At 67.6% G+C, this 16,483-nt stretch carries 29 protein-coding genes; 2 read left to right on the top strand and 27 right to left on the bottom strand.

The genetic code is table 11. From position 1 onward, the window contains the following. Nucleotides 1-2: 2 nt before the first annotated feature. The 5 genes from FHR32_RS24755 to FHR32_RS47345 all read right to left on the bottom strand — a co-directional run bounded on the left by FHR32_RS24755 (nucleotide 3) and on the right by FHR32_RS47345 (nucleotide 3,241). Nucleotides 3-239, bottom strand: a complete 237-nt coding sequence (locus FHR32_RS24755; RefSeq protein ID WP_184756907.1) for a hypothetical protein — start codon at nucleotides 237-239, stop codon at nucleotides 3-5. Further along, nucleotides 232-465 carry a hypothetical protein gene (locus FHR32_RS24750; protein WP_184756906.1) on the bottom strand — a complete coding sequence of 78 codons (234 nt, stop codon included), beginning with the start codon at nucleotides 463-465 and terminating at the stop codon, nucleotides 232-234. Before FHR32_RS24750 ends, FHR32_RS24755 begins: the two co-directional genes overlap by 8 nt. Before the next feature lie 11 nt (nucleotides 466-476). Next, on the bottom strand, nucleotides 477-2,114 hold the full coding sequence (locus tag FHR32_RS24745; protein ID WP_184756905.1) for a terminase TerL endonuclease subunit: 1,638 nt from the start codon (nucleotides 2,112-2,114) through the stop codon (nucleotides 477-479). Continuing rightward, the gene (locus tag FHR32_RS24740) at nucleotides 2,044-2,559 is read right to left on the bottom strand and encodes a hypothetical protein (RefSeq protein ID WP_184756904.1); all 516 of its coding nucleotides are present in this window, start codon (nucleotides 2,557-2,559) and stop codon (nucleotides 2,044-2,046) included. Before FHR32_RS24740 ends, FHR32_RS24745 begins: the two co-directional genes overlap by 71 nt. 340 nt (nucleotides 2,560-2,899) lie before the next feature. Further along, nucleotides 2,900-3,241 (bottom strand): HNH endonuclease signature motif containing protein, encoded by a 342-nt coding sequence (locus tag FHR32_RS47345; protein WP_376773403.1) that lies wholly within the window; start codon nucleotides 3,239-3,241, stop codon nucleotides 2,900-2,902. Between the two features lie 263 nt (nucleotides 3,242-3,504). Between FHR32_RS47345 and FHR32_RS24730 the strand changes: the two genes are divergently transcribed. Further along, entirely contained in the window at nucleotides 3,505-3,879 is a 375-nt protein-coding gene (locus FHR32_RS24730) for a DUF732 domain-containing protein (protein ID WP_184756902.1), read from the top strand. 346 nt (nucleotides 3,880-4,225) lie between these two features. Here the strand turns inward: FHR32_RS24730 and FHR32_RS24725 are convergent, their stop codons facing one another. From FHR32_RS24725 to FHR32_RS24620, 22 genes are all read right to left on the bottom strand, one after another. After that, nucleotides 4,226-4,591, bottom strand: a complete 366-nt coding sequence (locus tag FHR32_RS24725) for a hypothetical protein (protein ID WP_184756901.1) — start codon at nucleotides 4,589-4,591, stop codon at nucleotides 4,226-4,228. Next, complete coding sequence (locus FHR32_RS24720; RefSeq protein WP_184756900.1) at nucleotides 4,588-5,475, bottom strand: BRO family protein; 888 nt, start codon at nucleotides 5,473-5,475, stop codon at nucleotides 4,588-4,590. The genes FHR32_RS24725 and FHR32_RS24720 overlap by 4 nt, the downstream gene beginning before the upstream one ends. Before the next feature lie 313 nt (nucleotides 5,476-5,788). Beyond that, a complete protein-coding gene (locus FHR32_RS24715) occupies nucleotides 5,789-5,980 on the bottom strand; it encodes a hypothetical protein (protein WP_184756899.1) in 192 nt (63 codons plus the stop codon). Between the two features lie 126 nt (nucleotides 5,981-6,106). Continuing rightward, nucleotides 6,107-6,412 carry a helix-turn-helix domain-containing protein gene (locus tag FHR32_RS24710; RefSeq protein WP_184756898.1) on the bottom strand — a complete coding sequence of 102 codons (306 nt, stop codon included), beginning with the start codon at nucleotides 6,410-6,412 and terminating at the stop codon, nucleotides 6,107-6,109. Between the two features lie 107 nt (nucleotides 6,413-6,519). Then, on the bottom strand, nucleotides 6,520-7,296 hold the full coding sequence (locus FHR32_RS24705; protein ID WP_184756897.1) for a hypothetical protein: 777 nt from the start codon (nucleotides 7,294-7,296) through the stop codon (nucleotides 6,520-6,522). Between the two features lie 130 nt (nucleotides 7,297-7,426). Beyond that, nucleotides 7,427-7,771 carry a hypothetical protein gene (locus tag FHR32_RS24700; RefSeq protein ID WP_184756896.1) on the bottom strand — a complete coding sequence of 115 codons (345 nt, stop codon included), beginning with the start codon at nucleotides 7,769-7,771 and terminating at the stop codon, nucleotides 7,427-7,429. A gap of 93 nt (nucleotides 7,772-7,864) precedes the next feature. Then, nucleotides 7,865-8,281, bottom strand: a complete 417-nt coding sequence (locus FHR32_RS24695) for a hypothetical protein (RefSeq protein ID WP_184756895.1) — start codon at nucleotides 8,279-8,281, stop codon at nucleotides 7,865-7,867. Beyond that, nucleotides 8,278-8,472, bottom strand: coding sequence for a BldC family transcriptional regulator (locus FHR32_RS24690; RefSeq protein ID WP_184756894.1), 195 nt, complete (start codon nucleotides 8,470-8,472; stop codon nucleotides 8,278-8,280). The genes FHR32_RS24695 and FHR32_RS24690 overlap by 4 nt, the downstream gene beginning before the upstream one ends. Before the next feature lie 26 nt (nucleotides 8,473-8,498). Further along, nucleotides 8,499-8,735, bottom strand: a complete 237-nt coding sequence (locus FHR32_RS24685) for a hypothetical protein (protein ID WP_184756893.1) — start codon at nucleotides 8,733-8,735, stop codon at nucleotides 8,499-8,501. Next, on the bottom strand, nucleotides 8,728-9,645 hold the full coding sequence (locus tag FHR32_RS24680; RefSeq protein WP_184756892.1) for a hypothetical protein: 918 nt from the start codon (nucleotides 9,643-9,645) through the stop codon (nucleotides 8,728-8,730). Before FHR32_RS24680 ends, FHR32_RS24685 begins: the two co-directional genes overlap by 8 nt. Then, the gene (locus tag FHR32_RS24675) at nucleotides 9,638-9,976 is read right to left on the bottom strand and encodes a hypothetical protein (RefSeq protein WP_184756891.1); all 339 of its coding nucleotides are present in this window, start codon (nucleotides 9,974-9,976) and stop codon (nucleotides 9,638-9,640) included. Before FHR32_RS24675 ends, FHR32_RS24680 begins: the two co-directional genes overlap by 8 nt. Continuing rightward, nucleotides 9,976-10,293: a hypothetical protein gene (locus tag FHR32_RS24670; RefSeq protein ID WP_184756890.1), complete on the bottom strand. Its 318-nt coding sequence runs from the start codon at nucleotides 10,291-10,293 to the stop codon at nucleotides 9,976-9,978. Before FHR32_RS24670 ends, FHR32_RS24675 begins: the two co-directional genes overlap by 1 nt. A 68-nt stretch (nucleotides 10,294-10,361) precedes the next feature. Next, complete coding sequence (locus FHR32_RS24665; protein ID WP_184756889.1) at nucleotides 10,362-10,628, bottom strand: hypothetical protein; 267 nt, start codon at nucleotides 10,626-10,628, stop codon at nucleotides 10,362-10,364. Nucleotides 10,629-10,660: 32 nt separating this feature from the next. Next, nucleotides 10,661-10,894, bottom strand: coding sequence for a DUF6354 family protein (locus tag FHR32_RS24660; protein ID WP_184756888.1), 234 nt, complete (start codon nucleotides 10,892-10,894; stop codon nucleotides 10,661-10,663). A gap of 74 nt (nucleotides 10,895-10,968) precedes the next feature. Then, complete coding sequence (locus tag FHR32_RS24655; RefSeq protein WP_184756887.1) at nucleotides 10,969-11,646, bottom strand: beta clamp domain-containing protein; 678 nt, start codon at nucleotides 11,644-11,646, stop codon at nucleotides 10,969-10,971. A gap of 139 nt (nucleotides 11,647-11,785) precedes the next feature. After that, complete coding sequence (locus tag FHR32_RS24650; protein ID WP_184756886.1) at nucleotides 11,786-12,169, bottom strand: hypothetical protein; 384 nt, start codon at nucleotides 12,167-12,169, stop codon at nucleotides 11,786-11,788. A gap of 49 nt (nucleotides 12,170-12,218) precedes the next feature. After that, complete coding sequence (locus tag FHR32_RS24645) at nucleotides 12,219-12,566, bottom strand: hypothetical protein (RefSeq protein WP_184756885.1); 348 nt, start codon at nucleotides 12,564-12,566, stop codon at nucleotides 12,219-12,221. 36 nt (nucleotides 12,567-12,602) lie between these two features. Further along, entirely contained in the window at nucleotides 12,603-13,241 is a 639-nt protein-coding gene (locus tag FHR32_RS24640; protein WP_184756884.1) for a hypothetical protein, read from the bottom strand. Nucleotides 13,242-13,299: 58 nt separating this feature from the next. Next, nucleotides 13,300-13,725, bottom strand: coding sequence for a hypothetical protein (locus FHR32_RS24635; RefSeq protein WP_184756883.1), 426 nt, complete (start codon nucleotides 13,723-13,725; stop codon nucleotides 13,300-13,302). Further along, a complete protein-coding gene (locus FHR32_RS24630) occupies nucleotides 13,722-13,922 on the bottom strand; it encodes a hypothetical protein (RefSeq protein ID WP_184756882.1) in 201 nt (66 codons plus the stop codon). Before FHR32_RS24630 ends, FHR32_RS24635 begins: the two co-directional genes overlap by 4 nt. Continuing rightward, on the bottom strand, nucleotides 13,919-15,172 hold the full coding sequence (locus FHR32_RS24625; RefSeq protein WP_184756881.1) for a DnaB-like helicase N-terminal domain-containing protein: 1,254 nt from the start codon (nucleotides 15,170-15,172) through the stop codon (nucleotides 13,919-13,921). The genes FHR32_RS24630 and FHR32_RS24625 overlap by 4 nt, the downstream gene beginning before the upstream one ends. After that, entirely contained in the window at nucleotides 15,172-15,978 is an 807-nt protein-coding gene (locus FHR32_RS24620; protein WP_184756880.1) for an LvrA C-terminal domain-related protein, read from the bottom strand. Before FHR32_RS24620 ends, FHR32_RS24625 begins: the two co-directional genes overlap by 1 nt. A gap of 172 nt (nucleotides 15,979-16,150) precedes the next feature. Between FHR32_RS24620 and FHR32_RS24615 the strand changes: the two genes are divergently transcribed. Continuing rightward, the gene (locus tag FHR32_RS24615) at nucleotides 16,151-16,417 is read left to right on the top strand and encodes a hypothetical protein (protein ID WP_184756879.1); all 267 of its coding nucleotides are present in this window, start codon (nucleotides 16,151-16,153) and stop codon (nucleotides 16,415-16,417) included. Nucleotides 16,418-16,483 lie beyond the last annotated feature (66 nt).

Below are 16,483 nucleotides of genomic sequence, written 5' to 3'. Positions count from 1 at the left end.
GCTCAGTCACCCTCTATCCGCTGATCCGGGTGGTAGACGGCCATCTGCTCTATGCCGCCGAGCCAGACGACCTCAACGCCGGGCAGCCGCTCCTTCAGGCCTGGCCCAACCATCTCTCGGCTGCGTGCGAACTGTTCAGGGGTCGTATTCGAGGCCAGGCGCAGGATTAGCGTGTCCCCCGGGCGCACTATCAGCGCCTCAGTCACCTCGACGGGCAGGGCGCCCTCAGGCTCACTCATCAGGCACCGCCTGCCGTGAACGCCCGGCCTCCTGCCACCCGACCACCGCAGCAGTCCACAGCAGGGCTACCCCCATCCACGCCTTGCGCAGCGTCCACCCCAGGGCGTACGGGATGGCCAGCAGGACGGTGCCCACCAGTCTGGCCAGCAGCACCAAGGTCTTGGCGGGGTCGAGCGTGCGCGCCTCAGCGTTGATGCGCTCCAGCGGGATCATCAAGTTCGCCATTCGTCTCCCTCTCAGACCCAGGCGGCCCACGGCTCCGCGGATTGTTCTTCTTCTGGGTCAGGCGCGAGGATGCGCCACAGAGCGATGACCAGAGCGATACAGGCGTCGATCTTGCGTTTGGACTTGCCCTTGCTGAGCGTGAACCCGCGTTCGTTTGGTCGCATGACCGCACTGGTCACATGTGCCGCGAGGTCCGGGTCGCCGTCGTGGACCACCAGACCTTCGAGGATCGCCTCCAGTGCCTGACCGCAGGCCGGCGTCATTCGCTCGATGCTCTGCGGGAACTCCACGAGGTTGAAACCCTCGTCCTCCAGCAGTCGGGCGGGAACCTCGAAGAATCGTGGGTCGTAGGTGATCTCGCTGATCGTGTACTGGTTGGCCAGGTCACGGCGGATGTAGTCGACGACCTGGAGGTGGTCGATCCGGCCGCCGTGGGGTTGCCAGATCTTCACCTTTACGGCGATGCGCCCTTCGGGGTTCTTCCATGCGGTCAGCACGGCCACCGAGTCGCGCTTGAGCGCCATGTCGACCGCCACGACGACCTCAGCCTTGTCCGGGATTGTCGCGTCGCCTTGGCAGACGTTCCACGCCTGCGGGTGGTCCTTCAACCAGGAGTCTTCGGCGACCTCGACCCATCGGTTGGCGTAGTAGCGGATCCACTCGTGCTTGAGCACGCCCGGCTCGTTGTACCGCCGCACCCGATCAGCGACGTCCCACAGCGCTCCAGCGGCCTGCGAGGCGGCCCGCACGGCGATCTCCCGGTCTGCGGGCAGGTCGTAGTTCAACCCGTCCGGGGCTTCCTGCCAGTCGAACAGGAACTCCGGGTCGATCGACGCATCCAGCAAGACGCGGCGCCCGTGCTTGTACATCTCGCCCAGCAGCGAGGCGTCCACGTCGAACCCCGCCGTACTGAGGTTGATCTCCCTACCGTGCTGCCGTTTACGCAGACCGTTGGAGATGACCAGATGTGCTCGCGCTTTCCGGGAGCCGACCTCGCCGAGCTCGTGCAGTTCGTCGGCAATCAGCGTCGTCGGCAACGAGCCGTCGTTGGTACCGCCCACCGCAGCTACCCGGTACAACCGTCCAGGCCGCCCGTCCCCGAACTTGATCTCAGTGTCGTACACCTCGAACAACCCGACGAGTGGGGCCTCGGTGACCTGGTTGTCCTTGCCGCCCAGCATCGTTGCCGCAGCCGAGAACAACAGGTCGGCCTGCTCGAACGACGCAGCCATGATGGGCACGTTCGGGCTGATCGTCGCGATGCACGGGGGGCCGGCGAACTCCAGGCAGCCGATCGCCGCGATGAACGCCGTTTTGCCGTCGCCCTTGGCTGCACCGCGCAGTGCCCGCCGGTAGCGCCACCGCGGCGGCCTGGCCCGGTCCGTCCAGCAGGAGGGACAAAACTCATACCACCGATAGAGAAACATCCTCTGGTCGGTACGCAGCCGGAATGGCCGGCCGAAGTAGTCCCCTTCAGCGAAGATCAGATTGTCTTCGATCCAGCGGACCCCGATCGCCCCGTGCGAGGGCCACAGCTCGCCGGCCGCCGGCCGCCAACCGCAGCCCTGACAGGGCGGCTCAGCCTTCGGCCGTCCCTTGGATGACGCGGAGGCGCGGGTCTTCCTCTTCGGCGCGGTCGTTGCTGCCATCCACGCCACCCCCATACCGAGCGTTCATGTCCGCGAGCGACCTACGTTCAGCGACCACCGCGATGCCCAGCGCCGCCCGGTTCTTCGGGCCGATCCCGATCTGCGCCTCATCCGCCTTCACTGACGTCTCGATCTTCAGCGCGATGGCGTACAGCGGGTTGGCCACCCGGCCCTGCGAGTTCGTCGTCATCGGCTCCAGGTCGGCCTCACGGATCAGCCGCCAGTAGCGGTCCACGTTGGCGATCCACCGGCACAGCAGGTCATGGTCAGCGGGCGTCTGCACCTGGGAGACCGGGTCATCCCAGTACCGATCCCACTGTCCGAGCGCCTGATCGCACAAGTCGCCGGGCGGGTCGAACCGGGCGCCGGGAAGGTTGGCCAACTCCGCCTTGCGTCCGTTGCGCTTGTCCACCGTTGAACCCGCTGGCTTCTTCGTACGAGGCATCAGGGGGCCTCCTGCCAAGGGGGGTCATCGTGAGGTACCACGGAAAAAAGACGCGGGGGCACGGGTCAGGCGGCAACGCTCTGACCTGCGGAAACGTCCCACCCCCCTGGGGTAGGGACAGAGTGAGGCGACTCAGTGTTTGTGCAGGTCGGAGCGTTTTCCGTAGTTACATGATCGATTCTCGGTTCGATGACTCATGATGTCGTTCGGTTCACCATGAGGACGAGCGAGGGTGTGTGCTGCCATGAGGGGGTGGTCGGCCGGGCAGGTGGGTGGCCACACGGGGTGCACAGGGCGCCACCGGAAACGTCCCGCCCCGTTCTGTACGGAGGCGTGGAGGTCAGCGCTTGCGCAGGGTGGCACCTTGACCACGGTTGCATGAGCGGTGCTCAGCTCGGTAGTTGGTGATGTCGTTCGTTCCGCCGTGAACGCGAGGTCTGATGTGTCCTGCTTCCAGCGGGTCATCAGCGGTAGGAGGCAGGCCACACACAGCGCACAGTTCGGCATTGGCCAGGATCTGTCGTGCTGCTGCCTGGTGGTCGGCACCTAGTCCACGCTGAGTGGTCGTTCCTCGTGCAGCATCACGCGCTTGTTCTTGCTGGGTGGTGCACGTCGGGCAGCGGGGGCCAGGCCCCGAGTGGAGTACCCGGCACCGGCGGTTGAGGCATTCACGTCGTGGCATCAGGAAGTCCAAACGTGATGATGTCGTCGGTCTGCTCGGAGGTAGGGGGCAGGTTGCGGGTGGGGATGGTGGGGCGCCCTGTTCGGCACCCCGGCTTAGAACTCCCCCGGCATATGACGAGGCCCGCCCTCAATGTGAACTGCCCCGTCTACGACTGAGGCCCCGAGGCATCGGCGGTTCCGAATCGTGATGACGGCAGGGTGGCGGTGATCGGCTTACCGGTGGACGATGCCCGCATCACTCTGCTCTCAGCGGGAGGTCCGATGCGTGGCATCAAGCTTCTGGCGGTGCTCGCGTTGGCGGGCTGCGCCCTGGTGGCCATTGCCACCCTGGCGATGGTTCTCGCGCCAGGCGCACAGCCGGATCCGGGACCTGCCCAGAGTGGCGCTGCCCTCACGGCCGAGCAGTATCACGAGCTGGTTCGCAAGAACGTTCCCTCGCTCGCGAGTCGGGATGATGGGAATCTCGACCGGCTCGCCGTGAGCGTGTGTGAGGTGTTCCGCGCAGGCGGGACGTGGGCGCACGTCATTAAGGGGATGCTCGACGCAGGGATCTCGGGCGGTGACGCCGGCAGGTATGCCCGGATCGCGGTGACCTGGTCGTGCCCAGAGTACGAAGTCGATCTACCCGCTGGCTGACGTGCTGTGGCATCCGATGTGTGCTGAGAACCCGCAGGTCGCATCACGGCGACCTGGGCATCCCTTGATCACTAGCTGGCGGGGTCCAGCCGAGAGCGATCAGCGCGTCACGTGCCCCAGATGGCAGCGAGGTGACGCGAGTCTTGGTCTTTCCACAGATGCGGCAGCGTGAGGTGACGACGCGGCCGATGGTCTCTACCGGGGTCCAGCGGTGTCGTACGTGCACGCTGGCCTCCCAGGAGTGGATCCGGGCGGACGGCCTATCCGTGGACCGCTCAGCCGTCCGCCCGAGCATGGCAACGGCCTGACCACCTCGCGCGGGGCAGTCAGGCCGAAGAAGGTGGGGTCAGGACCCTTTGAGGAGCTTCCGGAGGCCTACGTCGAACTCATCGTCGGCGACGAGTTTGAGGTGCGGGCCTCTATCGGGGTCGTCAGCGGCCTGGTCATCGAGACCCTCGTTGGCCATGGCCTGGAGGCGGAGGCCTGCGTCTACGAAGTCCACGCCGAGCTCGTGGTCGAGACGACGGGCGGGCGGGGCGAAGAACTGTGCGACGACGACCCGCAAGCTGACCTTGAGGTAGGTGGTGTGGAGGTACGGGTCGATGTTGGCGAGGTGCTGCTCGATGACCTGCCGCACTTCGTCTTCGTCGTCGCGGGCGGCGCAGAGTGCGACGCAGAAACGCAGGATGTCGGTCTCGGTGGGAGTGGTCACGGGTTGATCACCTTGGGGTCCAGGGTGCCGAACTCGCCGATCGCCTGGTGGATGCGCTTCCACGCGTGGTTGACGCCCTTCGGTGTGAGCCGGGCGTACGTGGTGAGCAGCGTGCCGCGCGTGTGCGTCGTGTAGTCGGTGGTGCTGTTCTCGCACCAGCCCGCCTTGAGAGCGGTCGCGGTCGCCTGCCCCTTCTCCGACGTGTTCGACCGGATCACCATGCCGATCATGCCGAGGAAGTCGAACACGTGCTCCTGCAGCACCTTGATGTCGCGAGGCTGTGCCCACTGCTGGACCGTCCGCGCGAACGTGCGGATTGTCATCGTCCCGCCAGCCCCGGCGTACGTCTCCGCAAGTTCATAGCCGGGCGTGAGTTCGGCGATCTTCTCGCCCTGCGCCTCGATCTGGCGCTTCTGGTCGGCGGCGATCTGCGCGAGCTGCACGACGTGGTCGAGGTCGGTGGGGTCGAACTGCTTGGGCACGAGCCCGTAGCTGCCCGTCTTGCGGAGGGTGGGCAGAACGTTGTGGGTGATCCACCGCTTGAATGCCTTGGCGCCGGGGGCCTTGCTGGCGAGGGCGAGGTCGTAGAAGCCGGACTCTGTCAGGAACCACATCATCGGATTGATGATTTTGTCCCTGTTTAGGTTAGGAATGTCCGTTTCGCGGGCGTCCACCTGGACGCGGTCGTCGTCATCCACGAGCGCGAGCGCGACAGACGGGTTCGAGTGGTCGAGCCCCCGGCACACGTCGGCGTGGCAGAAGAGGGGATTCTCGGCGGTGCCGATGATCCGGATCTGCTGGCCGGTCGCCGGGAAGGTGAAGACCTCCACGTCAGCGGAGCCCCGCTGTGAGTCGTCCGGACCAAACAAGCTACCGTTGTCCATGTCGATCTCCTGTACAGAGGATTGATCGGCTCGCCTCGGTGGTCGGTCCTAACGACTGCCGGGGCATTCTCATTTGAGAATCCGAATACCTGGATTTTACCAGGTCATTGCCCATTTTCTCGGGCTTAGCGGGCGTGCCATCGCAAAACGTTCATGGTGATGTCAACCACATTCGTTTGGTGGGCGTCCGCGCGTGCGAAGGGGTGCGACCCGACCCCGCACCCCCAGAGGGGCCGGGTCGCATGCTCCGGAGGGCCGGGGGGCCAACCTCCGAAGCGGGCGCACCTCCGCCAGGAGTGCGCGTCTATGGGGCTCAAGCGGCGCGGTGGTCGCGTTCCAGCTCGGCCAAGCGGCGGTAGTCGTACACGTTGTAGCGGCCGATACGCCCGAGGGGCTCGACCCCGGCGCGGGAGATCCAAGAGCGGACCGTGCCCGGCGGGACACCCCATTCGCGGGCTGCCTGCGTCGGTGTGACGACGTCATGCGGTTGAGGGTCGGAGGACATGGCCACCCCCGGAAATACGAAATGCCCTCAGACGGGGAGGTCTGAGGGCATAACTGTGGTGGGATCTAGCGTTGCAGAGCTGATCAAATTACGCAAGTCAAGGGTTGACTTCGGCGCACTGGGTGTCTACGAGACCGTGTAAACCTTCGTGACGATCGACATTGGTTCATCGCTGATCACCATTCGCAGATCAACCTTGAGAGCGTCACATAGGGCCCTGGCCTCATCGAGGTTGAACGTTTTGCGCTTGCCGCGCTCCAACTTGCCGATGATCGAACGGTGGATTCCCGTCTGATCGGCGAGGTACTGGATTGTCAGCCCGCGGGCGAGCCGGAGTTCCCTGATCCGGGCGATGATGGCCGCCTGGTCGAGCATCCCGACCATCATGGCTCTCTCGTCGAGTCGGAGCCAGTCGCGGACGGTCATGTTCATCGACTCCTCAGGCACATGCAGAGGGAGGACGAACGGGATGACCCGTGCGCTGCGATCAGCGCACAGGGTCACATCCGCGGAGATGGTGGGGCAGGGCGGGGGTGAGATCACAATGTGATCATTGTTTCAGATCGGGCAGGGCGGCGAACCGGCTTGACGGCCTCTTCCACCAGCGCGTCGTACTCGGTGACGAGGAGGATTCGGCCGCAGTCCCGCATGCGGCAGGTGACCTTGTCTTCGCCTTCCCGCCATTCCAGGGTGAGGCCGGCACACGACGGGCACCTCAGTGGTTTGCGGTGGACGACGACGTCAGCGGCGTCGAACCGGGCCAGCCGCGCGTGCCAGGCGTTGACCTCCTGGCCGAAGTCAGCGGCGATGCTGGGGCGGGCCATGATGCGTTCGAGGCGGGCGACCAACCACGCGCAGCCGAGGGTGAGGGAGTCGGTAAGGCCACCCTGCCGGGAGATGGAGTCAGCGCCGAGGTAGACGGCCCGCCAGTCGCGGAGCCACCCGTCGAGCTCGTCGAGGTCTTCCACGGTGGGTGAGAGGCTGGCTCGTTCGGAGGAGCCGGACACGCGGGCCTCGGAGGACGCGCCGCGCATGCCGTCGGCCTCCCGGGCGTAGATGCACGCCATGCCGTCCAAACGGCTCAGCTTGGCTTTCACGCCGTACGTGCAGGCCTGGCAGTACACCGGGTCGCCGAGGACGGCGATGCCGAGGCGAGGCGCTTCCGGCATGGTCGGGATCTCGTCGAGGGCGCCGGCCAGCCACTGGTCGTAGGCGGCCCGGTAGGCGGTGATGGCGGCGTCGTAGTCGCGAGCCCTGCGGCGGGCGCCCTGCATGCACGGACCCTGGCACCAGCGGTCGATGTCGTCGTAGGTCATGTGGTCTCCCCGATCTCGTACGCTTACGGGCAGACCGCCGGGACGGGTGCGTCTGATGTGGCGTTAATGGGCGGCTCCTCGGTGGTGCGAGGGGCCGCCTTTCGCGTGTTCAGCGATCAAGCGGTGGCGATCATTCCGGGGGCAGTGTCGTCCCTTCGAGAGCCGACTCGGGCTGGTAAAGGTAGGCGCCCCACGGCTGGCCGTTGCGTCGCACCTCTACGACTGCGGGATCCGTCCCGACGGTCGTGTACTGCCACTCGGCTGGATGCGGGGTAGCCAGGGGCCAGGAGAGGATCTCGCCGGTCCCGTCCCAGGAGACGCGGGTGCCGTCCCAGAGGATGCCCGTGCCGTTGCTCGGCCGTGGGCGAGTGGGCTCCGCATCTACGTCCGGTGCGCAACGCATGGCGTCCGGGCTGACCGAGTAGTCCGAGAGGCAGGCGTCGATCGCGGCCAGGACCCCGTCAGGGTTGGTCATCGGGTCTCCTCGGGTACGGCAGGAACGGGTGGGAGGGAGGACAGGATCACGTCGTACGGCTCGGTCTCGATGGGGCCGGTGGGGATGCTGATCTCAGCCATGTGACGCCGCCGGGGCCTGCTTGGGCTGGTCGGCCAGCAGCGCCAGCAGCGGCGCGATCGCCACCTCGGGCCGCACCTCGTCGCCGTCGACCACGCCCCACAGCTTCGTGATGGGCTGGTCACCGTCGTCGGTCACCGGATACCAGTTCCACTCGGCGGCGCAAATGCCACCGATCGCGGCTTCGCCCAGCCGCTCGGCGGTCGCGAGGGCCTCCCCCTGGTCGGCCACCGGCATGACCGGGGACCAGGAAGTGACGTCGCCGTACACCGGCCGTCCGTCCAGCGTCGTCTGGATCTGCTCGCGGTGGCCCACCAGGACGACCCACGCCAGCGGCAGGGTTGAGCCGGACGGCACGAGTAGGTCGAGCATGGCCAGCGGCAGGCGCAGGGTGATCGGGGAGTCGCTCATGCCTGGCCCCCCGTCCTGCTGCCCTCCAGGAGGGCGCGGCACTCGGTCTCGCTGTAGCGCCGGTGGCCGCCGGGGGTGCGGATGGAGCCGATGCGGCCGGCGGCGGCCCAGCGGGTGACGGTCTTGGGGTCGACGCGGAACATGCGCGCGACCTCTCCGGCGGTGAGCAGGGGATCGGGCTGGTGGTTCATCGGTGCGTCCTTTCGGGGTCGGCAGGTCAGGCGTTGGTGGCGTGCTCGTACTCGGCGATGCGGGCGCGGAGCTGCTCCAGTTCGGCGGTGGAGACCACGGTGTGGCCTTCCTCGGCGAGGAACTCCAGGAACTCGACCGGGTACGACCAGGAGCTGAGCATTCCGTGCATGCTGCTGTTGAGCTCGTCGAGGGCGTCGGAGACGGCGCGTTCCAGCGGGGGCAGGTCTTCCCGGCGGCGGATCGGGCGGAGGTCGTCAGCCACGGCCGTCTCCGGTCTGCTCCTCGGCTGAGAGCAAGGCGGTCCATGTGCGGCAAGGCCAGTGCGTTGTGCAGGTGCCGCACCAAGGGCCGTGCGGGTTGCTGTCGTCACGGGAGTGCAGCGCCTTCGCGTGGACAAGCGCGGCTTCGGCCTTATGCAGCCGTTCGGCCCACTGTGTGGCCTCGCGGTCCTTCTCGATGACCATCTCGGCCATGCGCTCGGCGTAGCCGCTCGCGCGCTCCAGTTCGGTGTCCCGCACAGCCAGGACGGCGTGAGCAGCCGTAGCCGCGAGTCGCTGCGTTGTTGACCCGGACGCCGGGCCGTACAGCACGTAGTGGATGGCGTTGGCGTACCGGTGACGGAGGTCGTCGGCGAGCCGGATGGCGCGGGAACCCTTGACCCGCTCGTACCGCGCCTTGGCCTCCCCCGCCGCAAACAGGAACTCCTCCCGATCGGCCGCGAAGAATTCCAGGACGAGGGTCTTCTCCTCGGGGCTCATCGCGTCGATGAGTTTCGACAGGTCGTCCCGCGAGGCCGTACGCGCCTCTGTGGCCCCTTGCGCCTCCCCTGTCGCCTCTTCCCCGCCCGCGAGGTCTACGACGCTCTGAGTGGGCACTGGGGGCCGTGCGGGGGCATTGGGGAGGGCAGCGCGGAGGCGGTCCATGCGGGCGTCGGACTCCGCGTCGCTGCCGCGGTCGTGGTGGCATGTCTCAGCGTCGCGGATCGTCTCGGCGAGGTCCTCGGCGGAGACGACAACCAGGCCGGCGGCGGCGAGCGCCTCGACGGCCCGCTCTGCCGTACGGCGGTGGGCGGAGATGTTGCTCGACCCGGGCCCCCACGCCTGCTCATGGTCGGCGTGCAGCGCCGCGGCGATCGCCTGCACGGGGATGGCGTACTCGACAGGTTCAGACATGCGGGCCTCCGAACAGGCGTTGCGCGGCCTGGAGCGGGGAAGCGCCAAGGGCGTCAACCTCCACGGCAAGGAGGTCGAGCACCCAGGCCTCCGCTTCGACGGCGGCTTGAGCGTCATCCTCGAACGCCGTGGGCTCGGTGACGTCGAGCTCGCGCATCTGCTCGGCGGCCAGGTCCGTGTCCAGGATCGGCCAGCTCGCGGCGAGGTACGTGCCAGCCGGGGCCCATGGCGCCGGGGGTGGCGCTTCGGCCGGCGGGGAGGCTGGCGGGCAGGGGGCGGCGCTCCGCATGATCCGCTCCCAGGTGGCGGTGAACACTCCTCCGGTGAACATCACGCCTCCTCAGGGAGGTCGGTGGGGCGGGACGACATGCGGTCCATCGGCCAGCCGGGCGCTGCCTTCATGCGCTCCTCGTCGACGTCGACGAAGCCGAGCTCCAGCAGATGCAGCAGCGCCTCGCGGATCTGGCCGCGGGCGATGTCAGCCATGGTCTGGCCAGGCTGCCGGTAGGGGCCGTCGGGGCCGAACGTCCAGCGGTTGGCGGCGGCGATGGCGAGGCTCAGCACTTCGGCGAAGGCGCCGGCCTCGTCGATGTCAATGCGGGGAAACGGGTCGTGCATGCGAGTGGGCAGCGTCGGCTTGTGGCTCATCGGTGATCTTGCCTTTCGTTGGGGTGTCCCGTCCGGAGACAGACCGGACGGGACGGGGTGGGCTGGCGTCAGTTCGTCGGCCAGAGGAACACCGCTCTGACCGCGTCGTCCGGGGCGGGGTCGTAGTCGTCCGGGTTGGGCTCGGCCTGGCGCTCTTCCTCGGTCGGGTACCTCTCGCCGCTGTAGTCGTTCTCGGCGGCGTACATGGCGATCTCGGCCTCTTCGAGCGGCCCGAAGCCGTTGCCTTCGGCGTCCTTGGAGACGATCACGAGGGTGTCTCCGCCGAGCCCGTCGCGGAGGACTTCGAGCTGCTCGATCAGCTGGTCAAGAGTCATTCGGGGTCTCCTGTCGTTGAGGTTGTCGGGGGTCAGGTGGGAACGTCAGTGACGAGCCGGTAGCCGGTGCTCGTCGGCTTGAACCGGTCGAGGCGGATCCGGGTCCGGCGCTCGCGCATGCGGCTGTCGACGACGCCGCGGGCATCGACCTGCACGACGACGGCGTGCGTGCCGTCGATCTCGACGACGCGGACCTTCCGGCCAGCGGCGCGCTTGTCGTTGTCGGCCCACACCTGGCCGGGGCGGACGTCGGGGATCTCGGCCATTCGGGGTCTCCTGTCGTTGCGCTTGTCGGGGTTGCGGGGTCCCGTCCGGTCTCCCGGACGGGACAGGGGGAAGGTCAGGCGGGGGCGTCGGTCTCGTCGAGGAGGTCGAACCAGCCGTCGAGCGGACGGGAGGGCAGCAGGTCCTCGCGCATGCTGCGGCTGGTCATCGGCATGACGAGCGCGAGGAAGCTGGCTCCGAGGGTGGCGACGACCGCGCCGTGCTCGCCCTGCATCTGGATCACGAGCGGCGCGTCCTCGTTGAGGCGCTTGGCAGGCTCCAGGCGGGCCAGGAACGTCGGGTCGATCAAGATGCGGCCGACCGGAGTACCTGAGGGCTTCAACACCCTGTTGAGGAGGTCCCGCCACCCGAGGACTGAGGCGCTGCCGGGGATGTTGTGGGCGCTGTCTTCGGTGGTGACGAACAGCCGGTTCTCCTCGAAGGCGAGCGACGCGATGGCGACGTCGTCCAGGTGCTCGATGAGGTCTCGGATGTCGCGAACCGGGAGCGCGAACCGGCAGCTGAAGGCCTCCGTGGTGGAGGTCATGGGGCGGCGGACGACCGCCATGGTGAACCGGTCGGTGCAGACGAGCCGCAGGTCTCCGTCGTGGATCTCGACGTGGACCTCCTGGAGGGCGGGGAGGCCATCGGGGTCGTCGGAGGTGTGCGGGAGGACGGAGCCGAACAGCGCCTTGAGGTCTCGGCCGGTGATGTGGAGCAGTGCGGACGGCTTCGTGATGGTGATGGTGCTCATGGAGTGTCCTTTCCGGACTGGAGTTCGGTTGATGATCGATTTATCGTTCTGGAGTTCGCCTCAGAAGGCCGTGAAGGCCCGGATGATCTTTCCCCTACCTCACGGACGATCCGGCGCTCTCAGGCCGACTGCGTGGACGCTAGAGGCCCGCAGAGGGCACAGGAGCGGACGGGGCGGGGGCGGTGCCGTTGACGACGCGGGCGACATCGAGGGCCCGACCCGAGTTCGCCATGCCGCGCGGGTAGTCGGCCGTCAGCTCCAGCCAGGCGGCCAGCGGCTCGGCCAGGGCCGGGGAGGCGAACGCCATCCACTGCCAGTCGGCGTCGGACACGTCCAGGCCGTCGTCGTCGCTGTAGCTCTTGGCCACGTAGGCGGCGTAGCCCGACTCACCCTCGGTGGCAGTGGCGGACAGGACCCAGCGCGGGTACAGCTCGCAGTCGGCGGTGAACCACGGGCCAGGGGTGGCGGGCTTGGCCATCTCGCGGAGCTTGGCGGCAGCGGTGCGGAGTTCGGTGGCGTTCATCGGGTTTCTCCTTCGTTGGTCTTGCGGGGGTCTCGGGGGGCGGGGGCGGTCACGGGGTCACGGCCAGGTCAGCGAACGTGGGAGTGGCCAGGACAGGAGCGTCAGACCTGAACGCCGCGCAGATGGCCGCCGCCCACTCCTGCGGGACCTGTGCGCGAACAGCGACCAAGAAAGCCTTCGGGTCGGGATGGCCGGAATTGAGGGCCACGTCGCAAATCGCGGACGCTTCCCTCACCAGGAAGAGGCGGTCACGGGCGGAGTCCCACCGCCCGGCCTCCAACGCCACCAGCGCGCGGCCAAGGTGCTCGACCATCCGCGCGAAGTGCAGCGCAGCCTCGCGGTCGCGGCGGGCGTCGGTGGCGGTGCGCATCAGCTCAACGGGGACGAGGTCAGTCATGGTCGGTCTCCTCGGATGGTCTTGCGGGGGGGTGGGCTAAGCCGCCTTGCGGAACAGGGCTCGCGCGCTCGCGGGGTCGGTGACACCGAGCCGGTTGCACACGATCCACGCGGTGCGCAGAGAGCAGCCGACTCGTTCAGCGATGACGCGGTAGGCGAGGTTGTAGGAGCGGAGGTGGGTGATCGCGGCTTCCCGCTCGGCGATGGTCAGCCTGGACGGGGGGTCGCCGCGCTCGGCTCGCACGATGGCGATCTCGTCGATGTCGGCGTCACCGCGAACGCAGGTCCGGCAGAGGCGGCGGTTGTCGCGCTTGACGATGACGTCGTGGCCGGCGTGGATCTCGTCCCACTGCTCACGACGAGCGGCAGATTGCCGCTCGGTGGCGGTGGCCAGGCCCGCTTCGTGGCAGGCCCGGCAGCGCCAACCGCCCTCAGCAGTGCGGACGAGGTTGTCACCGACCAGTTCGTGACGCTTCATGCGGCACACGGCCGGGATGGGCCGCGGCTTGTAAGGCGGCGGCACCGGCTCGGTGGCCGGGGGTGGACCTCCCTCGGGGCGGCCGTGGTAGACCCAGCGGCCGTAGCAGGGGATGCACCAGCCGTGCCCGCGGTTCTCGCCAAGCTGCCGGCATGCCTTGCAGGTGATCTTTCGGCGCTTGGCGCGGTCGGCGCTCATGCGGCTGCCTTTCGGATGCGGGCGTCGTAGCGGCGGGCAGTGATCAGGGAGGGGCGAGTCACCACAGCGCGTCCTGGCGGGGTTCGATCGGCTCCGGCTCGGCGGTGCGGCCAGGCCAGGCGATGACCTCCGCGAGCGGCTCGGGCTCCGGCGGCGGGCCGAACCACATCGGCTCGCAGCCGTCGTCGGTGCACATAAATCCCGGTCCGCCCTGCTCAGTGACCGGCCAGTAGAAGTAGCTGATCGGGTAGTCCGTCAGCTTGGCGAGCAACTTGACCTGCTCAGGGGCGGGGACCAGCTCCCCCGTCTCCCACTGATCGACGGCCGGCTCCTCGACACCGCACGCCCAATCGACCTCGGGACCTTCGAGGCCACGAGAGTCGAGCGCCTGGGTGATCCGGTAGGGCACGGGCGTGCCGGTGGCGAGGTCGCGTTCGTGCTGCTGCCGGATGACCGCCTTGTGGTACTTCTCCCGGTCGTTCATGCGGCGTCCTTCTCGGCGGACAGCACGGCGGCCCTGACGTCGAAGTCGGTGCCCATCCAGCCGGCGAGGTTGTCGAGCAGTGCGTCCAAGTCGCGCTCCTCGACGGCCTGCAGGCAGCCGCTCCTCAGCGCGCGGGCGGCGCGCACAGCGCCGATGTTCGGGGTCATGTCGGTCCTCTCGGAAGATGGGGTGGTCATGCGGTGGCTTCTTCGATGGGGTAGCCGCCGTCCCAGCGGGCGGCCCACGGCCACGGGCTGGACCGCTCAAGGTGGTGTGGCCAGGCTCGTTCGTCGCGGTCACCGCGGAACCGCTCCAGGTGGACCCGGTGCGGGTTGTCCTTCGACTTGCGCATCGCCAGGCCGAACTCCGGCCAGCGCGACCACACGCCCGAACCCATCGGGCGCAGGGACCGCTGCCCCTGCTGCTCCATCGGGGCGTGGGTTTCCAGCCACAGGGCGATGCCGTGCCGCTCCCGGTAGCCGTCCAGTACGCGGGCGACCTGCCCGTTGATGGTTTCGGCCTTCTCGCCGGACTCGTTGAACGCCTTGTACAGCGGGCCCATGCACACCAGTTCGGCGCGGGACTCGGTGATGACCCGGTCGATCAGGTGCTGGTCGTTCGGCTTACGCAGGTCGATGCCGCCGGGCCGGGTCAGCCGCCACGCCCGGTCCTCGTCCCAGCCGGAGTACTCACGACCCAGGTCGACGAGGTGGCGGATCTTGCGACGCACCAGCGGCGGCGGGTTCTCCAAGTCGATGTACAGCGTCCGAACCGGCGGGATGCGCGTGTGGATGCTGAACGGGTGGACGCCCGCAGCGAGCATGACCGCCATCTGCCGGGCCAGCGTGGTCTTACCGGCGCCCTCGGACGCAACGACGATGACGCGGTCCATGCGCTCCAGCACGCCCGGCAGCAGCCAGTCGTGGTCCTCGTCGGACTCGTCGATGAACGAGCCCATCGTGGAGAATCCCTCGATCGCTTCCTCGTTGGACGCCATCGCCCGGAACTGGGTGATGGCGTCCTCAGTGGCTGTGACCAGGTCATCAGCGGTGGTGATCTCGTTGTAGCCCTGCTCTGCGATGCGCGTCAGCACCTCGATGGCGATGCGCTTGGTTCCCAGCTCACGGACCCGGTTGACGTAGTAGCCGACGTTGGCCGCAGTCGGCACGAACGACGACAGGTCATTGATGTAGATCAGGCCGCCGGCCTCGTCGAGCTTCCCAGTCCGGTCCAGCTCGGCGCGGACGCTGACGACGTCGGGGATCTCGCCGTTCCGGTACAGGTCGACGATCGCGCGGAACGTCGGCCGGTGCTTGGTCCGGTAGAAGTGATCTGCCGAGAGCTGTGTGAACAGGACATTCGCAGCGTGGGGCGTGAGCATCGCGGCACCGAGGGCGGACTTCTCCGCATCGATGTCGTGGGGCAGCATCCGGAATTCGTCGCTCATCAGTTGAACTCCCCCGGGGTGCGCTCTTCGTAGCTGTCCCAGGTGCGGATGTGCGTCTCACGGTCCGCGGGCTGGTCGGCCCAGCGCTCGCCGTTGAGCCACGTCGTCGGGTGCGGGATGAACTTCGGGTCGCGAGATCGCGTCGGGTCGTCCCGGTATTGCTCAACACCCTTGATGATCAGGGCGGAGTCAACACCGGCAGCGATGGCCTTGGCCCAGGCGTTGCGGGCGTGGCCCTTGTCGACCTTGCGGGGGTAGGCGTCCCAGAAAGCAGCGAAGGCAGGGTCATCATCTGCGGGGCGCAAGCCCCGCTTCCCCCTCGGGGGGGTAGGGGGGTTACTCATGTTCCCTGTTCCCTGTTCCTTTCCTTTCCCACGGTGAGCACTCAGTGAGTCCTCAGTGAGTCGGACGCGAACGCCCTCTGAACGCTCATCAGTGCAGGCCAGGGCTAGTTTCACCGGGGCAGAGTCAGCCTCTTCGGGGGCAGGAAGCTTGCTCTTGGTCGGACGGTTGATTCGCTGGTGCTCATCCCATCCGCACACGGCCAGATATCGACGTCCGCCGACCTCGTAACGAGCTATCAGTGAGGACTCACTGAGGGCTCCCAGATCTTTCTCAATGTCGGCGGCGGTCCGGTCGTCCAGCGGCCACAACGCGGCCTTGATGAGCCGCGCCTCGTCGACGCACCGGCCCTCGTCGTCGCAATGCGTCCACAGTCCGATGAAGGTCAGCCGCGTGGGCAGATCCAGACTGGCGATGGACAGCGACGTGAAGAACTCCGGCTTGATACTGCGAATCCGCGCCACCGGTGGCGCCTCCCTCGATGCTGGTGGTGCTCTTACTTGGACGACGAGAGCGGGGCCTGTCTTCGACGGGCCGCCTCGCCAATCCCCTGGATAGCTCGGGTGCTCGACTCCACTATATGCCATTACCCATGGCATATGGCCATGGCCAATCGTCATGGCTTACGATGGGCACATGACGCACAGCCACGCCCTGATGCCTCGCCCCGTGTGCGAATATGAATCTGTGGACACGGACCGCCAGCAGCGCCTTCGTCGCCTCGCAGCCGCCTACAAAAAGCGCACCGAGGCCGCCGAAGCAGCTCACGATGAGCTGGTTGCCGAAGTCTTGGCCGCGCTCGACAACGGGGAGCAGCAGGTTGAGATCGTGAGAGAGATCGGCTTCACCCGTGAATGGGTGCGCCGCAAGGTCGTCGACGCGCGCAAGAAGGCCGCGTCCTGATCCGTCCCCTCCGCCGACCACCGACCCCACGAGACGCGCCACGACCCCCAACAGGGAGTCGTGGCG

Source organism: Streptosporangium album (assembly GCF_014203795.1).
GTDB lineage: Bacteria > Actinomycetota > Actinomycetes > Streptosporangiales > Streptosporangiaceae > Streptosporangium > Streptosporangium album.
Note: the sequence above shows the minus strand (reverse complement) of the source record. Positions and strands in the feature narration are given on the sequence as shown.